General features: G+C 56.0%; 10 protein-coding genes. 4 read left to right on the forward strand and 6 right to left on the reverse strand.

What is annotated here, in order from left to right; genetic code table 11:
• Position 1: 1 nt before the first annotated feature.
• Positions 2-1,288, reverse strand: coding sequence for a galactokinase (locus ACRQV7_RS01590; RefSeq protein WP_275717740.1), 1,287 nt, complete (start codon positions 1,286-1,288; stop codon positions 2-4).
• Between the two features lie 243 nt (positions 1,289-1,531).
• On the opposite strand from ACRQV7_RS01590, the gene ACRQV7_RS01595 reads away from it, so the two are divergent.
• Positions 1,532-2,017, forward strand: coding sequence for a sigma-70 family RNA polymerase sigma factor (locus ACRQV7_RS01595; RefSeq protein ID WP_275717739.1), 486 nt, complete (start codon positions 1,532-1,534; stop codon positions 2,015-2,017).
• Positions 2,010-3,398 (forward strand): serpin family protein, encoded by a 1,389-nt coding sequence (locus ACRQV7_RS01600; RefSeq protein WP_444659167.1) that lies wholly within the window; start codon positions 2,010-2,012, stop codon positions 3,396-3,398. Before ACRQV7_RS01595 ends, ACRQV7_RS01600 begins: the two co-directional genes overlap by 8 nt.
• A gap of 60 nt (positions 3,399-3,458) precedes the next feature.
• Here ACRQV7_RS01600 and ACRQV7_RS01605 read toward each other — a convergent pair whose 3' ends face one another.
• Entirely contained in the window at positions 3,459-3,611 is a 153-nt protein-coding gene (locus tag ACRQV7_RS01605; protein ID WP_444659168.1) for a hypothetical protein, read from the reverse strand.
• A gap of 201 nt (positions 3,612-3,812) precedes the next feature.
• Here ACRQV7_RS01605 and ACRQV7_RS01610 point away from each other — a divergent pair, with 201 nt between their 5' ends.
• Positions 3,813-4,697 carry a flagellin N-terminal helical domain-containing protein gene (locus tag ACRQV7_RS01610; RefSeq protein WP_444659169.1) on the forward strand — a complete coding sequence of 295 codons (885 nt, stop codon included), beginning with the start codon at positions 3,813-3,815 and terminating at the stop codon, positions 4,695-4,697.
• A 60-nt stretch (positions 4,698-4,757) separates the two neighbouring features.
• On the opposite strand, the gene ACRQV7_RS01615 is transcribed toward ACRQV7_RS01610, so the two are convergent.
• The 4 genes from ACRQV7_RS01615 to ACRQV7_RS01630 all read right to left on the reverse strand — a co-directional run bounded on the left by ACRQV7_RS01615 (position 4,758) and on the right by ACRQV7_RS01630 (position 9,197).
• Complete coding sequence (locus tag ACRQV7_RS01615; RefSeq protein ID WP_444659170.1) at positions 4,758-6,848, reverse strand: cell division FtsA domain-containing protein; 2,091 nt, start codon at positions 6,846-6,848, stop codon at positions 4,758-4,760.
• 94 nt (positions 6,849-6,942) lie between these two features.
• Positions 6,943-7,632 carry a Crp/Fnr family transcriptional regulator gene (locus ACRQV7_RS01620; RefSeq protein WP_444659171.1) on the reverse strand — a complete coding sequence of 230 codons (690 nt, stop codon included), beginning with the start codon at positions 7,630-7,632 and terminating at the stop codon, positions 6,943-6,945.
• Positions 7,633-7,911: 279 nt separating this feature from the next.
• A complete protein-coding gene (gene trxA, locus ACRQV7_RS01625) occupies positions 7,912-8,223 on the reverse strand; it encodes a thioredoxin (protein ID WP_275717732.1) in 312 nt (103 codons plus the stop codon).
• Positions 8,224-8,333: 110 nt separating this feature from the next.
• Positions 8,334-9,197, reverse strand: a complete 864-nt coding sequence (locus tag ACRQV7_RS01630) for an NAD(P)/FAD-dependent oxidoreductase (protein WP_444659172.1) — start codon at positions 9,195-9,197, stop codon at positions 8,334-8,336.
• Positions 9,198-9,627: 430 nt separating this feature from the next.
• On the opposite strand from ACRQV7_RS01630, the gene ACRQV7_RS01635 reads away from it, so the two are divergent.
• Positions 9,628-12,078 (forward strand): FAD-dependent oxidoreductase, encoded by a 2,451-nt coding sequence (locus ACRQV7_RS01635; RefSeq protein ID WP_444659173.1) that lies wholly within the window; start codon positions 9,628-9,630, stop codon positions 12,076-12,078.
• Positions 12,079-12,317: the final 239 nt, after the last annotated feature.

Raw genomic sequence — 12,317 nt, forward strand, 5'->3', positions numbered from 1 at the left:
TTTATATCATCTTCGTGCCGCCGACCGGGCGGATGGACAGGGTGTGGCAGCTGCCTTTCCCGAGCACCGCTTCCATTTTCTCCACGAATTCACCGAGGAAATCCTGCGGGACAAACGTCTGCACCGTTCCCGCGAAGCCGCCGCCGTGCACGCGGTACGCGCCGCCTTTTCCGGCTAAAAACTTCTGGCAGAGCGCCAGCGTCAGGGACATGCCCTGTTCCTGCACGTGCGCCGGGGAAAAGACGTTCTGCAGGTACATATAGGAAGAATAGCCGCTTTCAATGATCTGCCGCTTGAACGTTTCAAAGTCGTTGTCCTTCAAAGCCGCGACCTCTTTCAAAACCCTCGCGTTGTCCGCAAAGAAATGGATGGCGCGCAGCACGGCCCGGTCGCCTGTCTTTTCCCGCAGCGCGGGAATGTTCTGATAAAACATTTCTTCGTCCACCTCGGACAGCACTTCTTTGCCGAAAAACGCCGCCACCTTCCGCATTTCGGCGGGAACGGCCGCGTAGTCCGGCGTCAGGTCGGAGTGGCTGCCTTTGGTGTCGATGATGCACAGGGTGTAGCCGCATTTTGCAAAGTCAAAATGGACCTGTTCGACCCTGGGCGCCTCAGCGTCCCTGAAATCGATGGTGACGAACCCGCCGACCGAGCTGGCCGCCTGGTCCATCAGCCCGCAGGGCTTTCCGAAATATCTGTTTTCCGCGTACTGGCCGATCTGCGCGATTTTCAGCGCGCTTTCCCTGCCGCCGCAGAAAAGGTCGTTGACGACGGTGCCGATCAGCACCTCAAAAGCCGCCGAGGAAGAAAGCCCGGAACCGGCGAGCACGTTGGAGGTGGTGTAGGCGTCGAATCCGCCGACGGTGTGGCCGAGCTGGGAGAAGCGGCTCAAAATTCCGCGGATGAGGGAAACGGACTGGTTGCGCTCGCTTTCTTTGATCTCCGGTTCTTTTGCGCTTAAATCATCCATGGGATAACCTTCGGATTTTACCCGCACCCGGCCGCTGCTGCCGGCGGCAGCCACCGCGATCACGTCGAGGTTTACGCTTGCGGCAAGCACGCGGCCCCCTTGATGGTCGGTGTGGTTGCCGCCCACCTCCGTTCTGCCGGGCGCGCTGAAAATATGGATATCCCGCCCCTCGCCGAACAGCTTTTCAAAATTTTCGACCGCAAGCAGCAGCCTTTTCCGATAATCCGCCACTTTTTCGTAACCGCAGACATATAAATAGGACAGGTTTTCATCCAGTTTTCCCTGAGTAATCCATTCTTTTACTTTTGCAGACAGCATTTTGTTACCCCCTGTATCTTTTTGATGAGGACGAAAATGATTATTATGCAATATCCGACTATATTCTATTCCAATCATCGCCTGTTTGCAAGGACAATATACTCAATTTTATAGATTTATGTTGCATGGACGGGGCTTGCTTCCAAGCGCCTGAGCCGGCGCTGAAAAATATTTTTTTGATGTCCCGGCAATGTGCAAGCCGGGAGTTTTTTGAATCGTATTATATTTGAAGGAGGCGAAAAGGTGAAAACAGTAATCGACGCGGACAGCAGGATTCAGTCGTGCCTTGCCCGCTATTCCGACATGGTCGTGCGCATCGCGTTCCAGAATGTCAAAAGCAGGGCGGAAGCGGAGGATATCGCGCAGGAGGTCTTTCTGCGGCTCTTTACGCTCGGCCCGGACTTTACAAGCGACGAGCATGAAAAGGCGTGGATCATCCGGGTGACAATCAACCTGTGCAAGGATTATCTGAAATCCTCGTGGTTCCGGAAAAGGGCCGTTCTGGAGGATAACCTCCCGTCCCGCGACGGGAACGGGGAGGTCCTGGATGCGGTCATGCGGCTGGAGCCGAAGTTCAGGAATGTGATTTATCTGCATTATTACGAGGACATGAGCGTGACTGAAATCGCGTCCGCTTTGCAGCAGAAGGAAAATACGGTTTCCTCTTGGCTGCACCGGGCAAGAAAGCAACTGAAAAAATCGCTGACGGGAGGTTTTGACAATGAATAGAGACAAATATATTTCCGAACTGAATGAAATCAAGGCGTCAAAAGATTTTCAACAAAAAACGACGGAGCTGTTGAAAAATCTTCCGACAGACAGAGAGCCGGAAAAGAAAAGAAAGCCGCTGCGGCTTGTGCTGGTTCCCGCGCTTGCGGTGGTGCTGGTCTGCGGGCTGCTGCTGAGCGGCGTGCTGTTTCCGCTCAGCATGGTCAGCGCTTCCGAAAACCTGATGAACGGTGTTTCGGCGAATAAAATCGATGTGAAGGGCAGCGTGAGCGAAGACTTTATCCGCAGCCAGCAGGATTTTTCCGTAAAGCTGTTCCGGGAATCCGTCGCAAAGGGTCAGAATTCCCTCGTGTCGCCGGTTTCGCTCTCCCTTGCGCTCGGCATGACGGCCAACGGCGCGGGCGGCGAAACGCTGACCCAGTTTGAAAAGCTGCTGGGCGGGGGAATGGACATCGCGGAGCTCAACCGGAACGAGTACCTTCTCGCAAACCAGCTGAAATCCATTACGGACGGCAAGCTGCAGATTGCCAATTCCATCTGGTACCGTGACAAAGACCTGAAAGTGGATAAGGGCTTCCTCCAGAAAAACGCCGATTATTTCGGCGCGGGCGCGTTTCAGCTCGATTTTGGGAAGCAGTCGACCGTAAATAAAATCAACGGCTGGGTGAAGGAAAACACCGGCGGGAAAATCGATAAAATGGTGAGCCAAATCGACGATACGACCATGATGTATCTGATCAACGCGCTTTATTTCGAGTCGGACTGGCGGATAGCCTACAAAGACTATCAGGTCAAAGACAGGGAATTCCAGGCCCCGGGCGGGAAAGTAACCGTACCGTTCATGAATTCCCAGGAAGTTTATCTGCACGACGGCAAATCCGACGGGATTCTGAAACCCTTTCAGGACGACCGCTTTGCCCTCATGGCGGTTCTGCCGAAGGAAGGCGTCGGGCTGGACGAATATATCGCGCAGATGACGGGGGAATCGTTCGCGGCCCTGCTCGATTCCGCCGGAGAAGAATGGGCGGACTCCTTCCTGCCGAAATTCAAATATGAATTTTCCATCGGCCTGAACGACCCGCTGAAAGCGCTGGGGCTGACGGACGCCTTTGACGCCGACCGGGCCGATTTCCGCTCCATGGGCAGTTCCCCGGAAGGGCCGCTGTTTATCAGCGAGGTGCTGCACAAGACCTTTATAGAGGTGGATGAGCTGGGGGCGAAGGCCGGCGCCGCCACTTCGATTTCCATGGATGCGGGAAGCGCGGCCCCTGCGCAGGACAGGAAGGAGGTCGTGTTCGACCGCCCGTTCCTCTATGCGATTGTGGATACGCAGGCAAAGCTGCCCGTCTTTATCGGCACGGTCAGCAATCCGAAAGAATAATATACTGGATACTGGCAAAACCAGAAGGGGCGACGGCTGTTCAAAGCCGCCGTCCCTCTTTTATTGATGCAGATCGGTTTTTTCCGAAGCTTCACGGATTTTAAATTCCGTTATCGTTGGTTTCCCTTCCATATAATCCTCCTCCCCTTTTTGCTGCGCCTTTACAAGCAGTTCGACAGCATCCTCCACCTTCGCCGCGAGTTCAAAATACATTTTTCGATACGCCCGAGTTTCGTAATTTAGAGCAGGAGATTAAATGAACGCTGAGAGGATTATTATGACCGTTGGGGAAGCGGTAGCGGAACGAATCGAGGAATTATGTAAATTTTCCGCCGGAGGAAACGATATATGAAATAGAACTTAAAAACGGCGGCGAAAGGACTCGCCGCTTTCGGATTTCAGGGAGTAATCAAAATGGTGATCCAGCATAATCTCAGCGCGCTTTTCGTGCTGCGCCAGCTTTCCATCAATCAGGCGCTGTGCGATAAAAGCATCATGAGGCTTTCGTCCGGATACCGCATCAATTCCGCTGCGGATGACCCGGCGGGCCTTGCCGTGTCTGAAAAAATGCGGGCGCAGATCCGCGGTCTGCAGGCCGCGCAGCAGAACACGCAGGACGGTGTCAGCATGATTCAGACCGCGGAAGGAAACCTGAACGAGACCCAGTCCATCCTGAACAGGATGATGGAGCTTGCGGTGCAGTCCTCCAACGGGACCTATCAGAACGACACGGACAGAAAAAATTCCGGTAAGGAATTTGAGGCGTTGAAAAAAGAAATTGACCGGATCGCAAGTACCACCGATTTTAACGGGACCAAGCTGCTTAACGGCGACCTGGCCGAAATAACGGACCCCTCCGACCCCGGGTTCGGGAAGGACGGCGTCACGCTGCAGATCGGGGCGGACAGTTCAGAGGACAGCCATTACACCGTCCATATCCCCAATATGGGGACAAAAGGGCTGGGGCTGGACGGGGCCTCCATTGCCACGCAGGAGGACGCGCAGAAAGCCATCGACCTGATCAAAAAGGCGGCCGACACGGTCGCCGGAGCGCGCGGCAGTCTGGGCGCCGCCCAGAACGGGCTGGAACGTCATCTGAGCTGCCTTTCCACGATGGAGGACAATCTGACGGCGGCGGAAAGCCGTATCCGCGACGTGGATATGGCAAAGGAAATGATGGAGCTGGCGCGGCACAATATTCTTGTGCAGGCGGGCATGGCGATGCTGGCGCAGGCAAACCTGCAGCCGCAGCGGATTTTAAAGCTGCTGGAAGACAGCCTGCCGAAAAACAATCAATAGGAACCCATAAAGAAAGCATCGGGGCGGGAATTTCCGTTCCGATGCTTTTTCCGTATCATATTATGATCTTTGGTTTTTATCCCAGTAGATATCCACACAGTCCCCGTCCGCGAGCACCTGCAAATAGGCCGCGTCCTGCCCGTTGACGTGCAGAATGATATTTCCCTGCGGCTTGGACAGATCGAAATCCACCAGATTGAGCATGTCAATCAGGCGGTAGGGCGTTTTGTCCTGCTTTGTTTTCAGGGCAAGGGGCGCGCCGTTCAGGGTAATATGAGTGACCGTCTGGACCGGTTGCTCTTCGTCTTCCCGCGGTTCACCGCTTTGCGGCGGTTCGGCGTCGGGCGGTGGCGTGCCGGGGCGCGCGGCGACGGGAGCGTATTCGATCCGGTCCTCCGCGGAAAGCGGGCTGTCGGGGTCGGCGGTCTGTCCGTTGATCAGGTACGGGCGGGTTTCGTCCTCCCCCGCAAAGACGAGAAGCTCCCGCAGCGTGCTGATCGGGAAGGTCTGGATCCGGTCCCGCATGCTGAGCGGATAGTCCGGCCCGGCGGGCTGCCCGTTGACCATGGCGCGGGTCCCCACGGCCATTTCCGAGCCATTTAAAAATACCCTGCGCGTTTCCTTTAGATCGACCGCCTCGCCGAGCAGCGGGTGCGCGTCTTCGCCCGCCACGGCGGGCTCGAAGTCAATGCTGTCCCCGGCTTTGATCATGGCGGCGATGTTGCTTTCCGCGCCGTTCAGAAGGATGCGCGCCGCGGTCGGATGCCCGCCGTAGACGACTTTCTTTTCCCCGTTCAGCTCCACGATCATGCTCTGCCCGGAACGGCTGATGAGCTGATTGTAGCTGAACCCGTTCATCAGAAGCACGTCCAGAACGGAAAGCCTGCCGCTGCGGAAGAGCTTTGCGCGGCTGCCGTTCAGGGTGATGGAGAAGCTGTCGTTGATGAGGTTGAGCGCCGCGGAAACGGCGATGCCCAGCGGGGTCGCGTATTCCGGACCGGTCACGTCCTCCTCCGAAGCGGCCACATGCACCATAAAGTTGCTTCCGCCGATGGCCACACGGGTCAGGGGCAGATCAAGGCATTCCGCCACGCATTCGCACATGCCGGGCAGCTTGCTGCCGCCGCCCACCAGAAAAACCGCCGAAGGGGGGCCGCCGTTGGCCTGTACGATCCTCTGGGAGATTTCCTCACAGAGCGCGCGCTTGACCGGCTCGGTTTTATTGCGGATTTCCTCCGGCGTGACCGTGTGTTCAAATCCCAGAATATCCGTAAAGACGATATTCCGTTCCCCGTTCATTTTCAGCTTGATTTCTTCCGCGGTGTTAAAGTCCACCAGATACGTCTTCATGATCGCCTCAGTGACCTCGTCGCCAGCCACGGTCGCCATGGTGTAGCCTACGACGCCGCCGTCCCGGGACACGGCGATGTCCGAGGTGCCCGCGCCGATGTCCACCAGCGCAAGGTTCAGCAGACGCAGCTTCTGCGGGATGGCCGCGTTCATGGCCGCGATCGGCTCCAGCGTCAGGCTCGAAACCTCCAGCCCGGTTTTGTGCATGGTGGTATACAGGCTGTCCACTACCTCGCGGGGCAGGAAGGTTGCGATGACTTCCACACCGATGCTCTGCCCGAGGTGCTCCAGAAGGTTGGAAATAGGGTAGCGGTCCAGCGTGTACTGAATCACGGAATAGCCGACAAGGTAAAAGACGGGCTGGTTTTCGTCGGCGGTTTCGGGGTTGAACTGCCGCTCGGCCGCTTCGATCGCCCCCGCCTCCAGACGGCAGATCAGTTCCTCGTCGATCACCTGCGACTGCTTGAGCGCCAGCTCATAGGAGGCTTTCTGCGTTTTCAGCGCGCGTCCGGCCGCCGCGACGCAGACATGCCGCAGCGGATAGCCGACCCGCTTTTCCAGCCGGTCCTTGACCTGCTTTGCCACCCGGCTTACCTGCTCGATATCTTCAATCTGGCCGTCGATCATGGCGCGTTTCGGATGTTCGACCTGCTCTACGGCGGAGATGCGCAGCTTTTCCTTCTCCAGGGTCCCTACAATGCCGATTACGCTTCTTGTCCCGATGTCGAGTGCGAACACATAATCTTCCGCCGCCGCATCCGCGGGCTTTTTCAGAAGATCGGGCTGTTTTTTAGTTTGCATAGGTGTGGCCTCCGCTTCGCAGAAATTCGTCTGTTTATGACATTGTTTTCCATTTGATTTTACTACAGATTACCGGCAATTGCAATCGTGACGGTCATTTGTCAAACTGGAGAAGCCTTTCCAGTTTTTTCGGGTCGGTAATGGTGATGCCGCCGCGGGAGAGGGAAACCATTCCCTCGCTCTGGAAATATTTCAGCATGCGGGTCACGACCTCGCGCGCGGAGCCCATGTTTTTCGCAATGGTCTCGTGCGTGATGCTGAACGTGCTGCTGCCGGCAATCGCGGACTGCTCCAGCAGGAAGTTGGCCAGGCGGCGGTCAAAGCTCATGAAAAGCACCTGCTCCATCACCCACATCACGTCGGAAAAGCGGGAGGAAATCAGCTGGCTCGTAAAGTTTGAAACCGACAGACAGGTCTGATTCAGTTCGTTGTATACCGCCGTGGGAATCAGCAGGATCCGGGAGTCCTCCGCCGCCTCAATATAAATGTCGAAACTGATGTTTTTCAGCATGCAGGAGGCCGAAAAAATACAGATGTCCCGTTCAAAAAGACGGTAAATGGTGATTTCCTTTCCCGAGTCGGAAAGGATAAAAGCGCGCAGATGCCCGCTGAGCACCAGAATCAGCCCCATGCAGTCCTGTGCGCCGTCGTGCAGCCGCCGGCCCTTCCTGTAGGAAGAGCTGGAAACCGACTGCTCCAGAAGGTTTTGCTGCCTTTGCGTCAGCTGATTCCAAAAGGGAAACGCCTCCCTCATAAATGCAAGCTCTTTCTGTGTAACGGCCATCCCGACTGCCTCCTGAGTCAGCCGCGCCGGGCGGCTGATATTTCTTTTTGGGTTTATTATACTACAGAAGGAGAAAAGAAAAAAGCCCCGCATCACGGATGCGGGGCTCAGGCTGTCGATAAAGTCGCGCAACCGCAAAATTGTTTTATAATTTTGCTTACTGCGTTGGCTGCACTTGCAAATTCCGGTTACATACAACAAGTATGCTCCCTCATTTGCGGCACTTGCCGCCTTGTCTTGCACGATTTTTCGACGCCTGACAAGTTTTTAAAATGTGTTTTACTGGACCATGCTCAGGATGGATTCCTTGCTTTTGGTGCCGACGGAGGAAGTCACGACTTTTCCGTCCTTCATCACCACCAGGGTGGGGATGCTCATGACGCCGAACTGAGAGGCAAGCTCAGGCTCCTCGTCCACATTTACCTTGCCTACCTTTAAGGTGGCGGAAGCCTCTTCGGCAATCTCATCCACAATGGGCGACACCATGCGGCAGGGGCCGCACCACGGGGCCCAGAAATCAATAAGTACGGTCTTGTCGGCGTTGACCGCCTCCTGCGTAAAATTGTCTTTTGTCAAAGTTACCACTGCCATTATTCATTCTCCTTTGTCCATGTTTAAGAATAGTTTTCTCCGTTTGTATCCCTATTATATACCGGAAATCGAAATTTTTCCGTGACTACATCACGTTTTGGCGAAAAAAGTTATTTTTTGCGGCTGCGCAGATATTGAATGGCGCTGGTCGCGGCTCTGGCGCCGTCGTAGACCGCTTTGGAAATCTGGTACATCCCGCCGGTGCAGTCGCCCGCCGCGTAAAGGCCGGGAATGCTCGTCTGCATGCGTTCGTTCACCACAATGCGGCCATTTTCGGTTTCGGCGCCCATGGTCCGGGCGAAATCCGCGCTGGACGCCACGCCCAGAGCGATGAACAGCCCGCTGAGCGGCTGGGTGGAGCCGTCGCGGAAAGCGATGGATTCCAAAACGCTGTCGCCCCTGAGAGCCTCTATTTCCTTTTTATTCACGGCAATCTGTTCGGGAAACTCCGCGGAGGGTTCGCGTCCGTTGGTCAGTACCGTGACCGAACCGACGACCGGCAGAAGCTCGGCTGCCTCGTGCAGGGCGTAGTCGCCGTCCCCCAGAACGGCAACGGCTTTTCCGCGGTAGAAAAACGCGTCGCAGACGGCGCAGTAGCTGACGCCTTTTCCCTCAAATCTGCTCAGGCCCTCGATCCCGGGCGATTTTCTGGAAGCGCCGGTTGCGAGGATGACCACAGGAGCTTTGTAGGCGCCCTGTTTTGACTGGACGGTAAACTCGCCGTCGTAGCTGATGCCCAGAACCTCGTCGCTGACGATGGAAACACCGAGCCTTTCGGCCTGGTCGATTCCGTTGCGGACCAGCTGTTCTCCGGAAATAGGGGTGGGAAAGCCGTAATAATTTTCGATTTCCCCCGCTTTTGATAAAGCTCCGCTGTCGCGCCCGATTACCATGGTATCCAGCCCGGCGCGCGCCGTATAGGCTGCTGAAGAGATTCCGGCGGGACCGTTTCCCAAGATGATTATATCGGCCATCGTTTCACCCTCTCTGGTTGATTGTTTTATTATATGCCGTAAAGGAGATTTATTCTGTGACATGGTCACATCCGGGCCTTCTTCCGCTGTGTGATTTAGTCACGGAATCCTATCTTTCCTCATGATATCATAAAACTGTAAAAGATTACACTACAATATTTGCAATTTTTCAAATTAAATTCCGATTTTATGGCAATTCCATTTCAGCTTGCGGGACAAAACACGTTCCTCCCCCGCCGAAGGCGGGAGAGGAACGCAACCTTGTTGCAGAATTAACTGGAAATGCTGTAAGTTTCCTCTTTGAGGGAGCCAGAAGGCAAAGCCTGACTGAAGGGTTTTATGGAAGCCGGACAGGGGCGGCGCACGAAAAAAATTCATTTTTGAAAACTTGCATCCATAAGCTTTATATGATTGGAAAGGTGGAAATACAATGAAGGTACTGATTGTCGGCGGTGTTGCGGGCGGTGCGGGCGCGGCTACCAGGCTGCGCAGGCAGAGCGAGGAAGCCAAAATCATCCTGTTTGAAAAGGGAGAGTACATTTCCTATGCAAACTGCGGTCTTCCCTACTATATCGGGGGAACGATCCGGGACAGGGAAAAGCTGATCGTCACGCAGCCGGAGCTGCTTCGCAGGCGCTTTGGCATCGATGTGCGTACGAAGAGCGAGGTCGTGAAAATTGACCGTGAAAAAAAGACGGTGACCGTACAAAACCACGCGGACGGCAGCACTTACGAGGAAAGCTATGATAAACTGATCCTTTCGCCCGGCGCGGTGCCGAAGCGCCCCAATCTGCCCGGAATCGACAGCGAGGGGATCTTTACGCTGCGCACGGTGCCGGATACGCTTCAGATCGACGCCTATATTAAGGAAAAGCACGCGAAGTCGGCCGTTGTGGTCGGCGCGGGCTTTATCGGGGTGGAAATGGCGGAAAATCTGAAGGAACGCGGCCTTGACGTCACGATTGTCGAGTTCCTGGATCAGGCCGTTGCCTCCCTTGACCCGGAAATGGCGGCGATCCTTCACCGCCATATGAGGGAAAACGGAGTCAAATTACTGTTCGGCACAGGGGTGCAGGGCTTTGAAAAATCCGGCGGCCTGGAAGTGAAGCTGACCGGAGATAGGGAACTGGAGGCCGATCTGGTCATCCTGAGCATCGGCGTCGCGCCGGACAGCCGCCTTGCCAAAGAAGCCGGACTGGAGCTTGGCGTCGGCGGAAGCATCCTGACCGACGATACCTTCGCCACCTCCGACCCGGATATTTTCGCGGTCGGCGACGCCGTTTCCGTCCGCCAGATCGTGACCGGGGACAGGACGCTGGTTCCCCTTGCCGGGCCCGCCAACAAGCAGGGGCGGCTCGCCGGGGACAATGTTCTGGGGCGGAGGATCACGAGGGACAGCGGCGTACAGGGCAGCGCGGTGCTGAAGGTGTTCGACATGACCGCCGCTTCCACCGGGCTGAACGAGAAACAGCTGAAAGCACAGGGGATTCCGTATCAGAAGACTTATATCCACCCGTCGAGCCACGCGGGATACTACCCCGGATCCTCACAGATCAGCATGAAGCTGCTGTTCGCGGCGGACGGCAAAATCCTCGGCGCGCAGGCGGTCGGCTATGAGGGAGTGGATAAACGCATCGACGTGATTGCCACCGCGCTTCGTCTGGGCGGAACGGTCTACGATCTTGAAAAGCTGGAGCTCTGCTACGCGCCGCCTTATTCCTCCGCGAAGGACCCGGTGAACATGCTGGGCTTTACGGCGGCCAATATCCTGCGCGGCGACGTAAAAGTGTTCCACTATGACGAGGTGGATTCGCTGGACCGTGAAAAGATCACCCTGCTGGACGTCAGGACGCCCGATGAAATGAAAATGGGTACGCTCGACGGCGCAATTGGAATTCCTCTGGACAGCCTGCGCGGGCGGATGGGCGAGCTGCCGAAAGACAAACCGGTGTACGCGTTCTGTCAGGTGGGCCTGCGCGGATACCTTGCCGCAAGGATTCTGGCGCAGAACGGCTACGACGTCTATAACCTCAGCGGCGGATACAAGACCTACATCACCGCAAAAGGGGACAGGGAAAGTCCGACGGGAACCGACTGTGTCGGCGTAAAAAAAAACAGTAACGGCGGGGAAACGATAAAATCGGCGTGCTGCCGGGACGCGGAAATGCTGGAGGTGGACGCCTGCGGCCTGCAGTGCCCCGGCCCGATCATGAAAGCCTCGGAAGGAATCAAAAGGATTCAGGACGGGGACTGCCTGACCATCCGCGCGACCGACCCGGCGTTTGCCTCGGACATCAGCGTCTGGTGCGAAAGGACGGGGAACCTGCTGCTTGGCGTGCAGCGCGAGGGCGCGGCCTACACCGTCAGAATCCAGAAGGGCGCGCAGGCCCCCGCCGTTCCGGCCCGGAGCGGGAACGACAAGAGCATGGTGGTGTTCAGCGGCGACCTCGACAAGGCTTTGGCGGCGCTGATCATCGCCAACGGCGCGGCCTCCATGGGACGGAGAGTCACGATGTTCTTCACCTTCTGGGGATTGAATATCCTGCGCAGAAGCGAAAAGGTACCTGTGAAGAAGAATTTCATAGAGAGCATGTTCGGCAGGATGATGCCGCGCGGAAGCAAAAAGCTGGGCCTTTCCAAAATGAACATGATGGGCATGGGCTCCAAAATGATCCGCGGGGTCATGAAGAGCAAAAACGTTTCTTCGCCGGAGGAGCTTCTCCGTTCCGCCATGGACGGCGGGGTGAGGATCGTGGCCTGCCAGATGTCCATGGACATTATGGGGATCAAGCCGGAAGAGCTGATCGACGGGGTGGAAATCGCGGGCGTCGCCACCTTCCTCGGCTCCGCCGAGCAGTCGGACACCAATCTGTTTATCTGACAAAAATCCGGGCTTCGGAGCAGTTTTTCCGGCGGTTCGGTCATATTGCACAGGAAATAGCGCTTTGAGTTGGGCTAATCAGCCTGATTCAAAGCGCATTTTATGCAGATTGCTGAAATCCGCTTTACAAAAAGTGGCATTCCGTTTCAGGCTTTATCCATTGACAAAGCCGGTCGAACGGTGTAAAATATACACAGAAAATTGAATACAAAAGCATGGAGATTTTTGAGTAATGCTGA

The organism is Caproiciproducens lactatisolvens (genome assembly GCF_052443335.1).
GTDB lineage: Bacteria > Bacillota > Clostridia > Oscillospirales > Acutalibacteraceae > Caproiciproducens.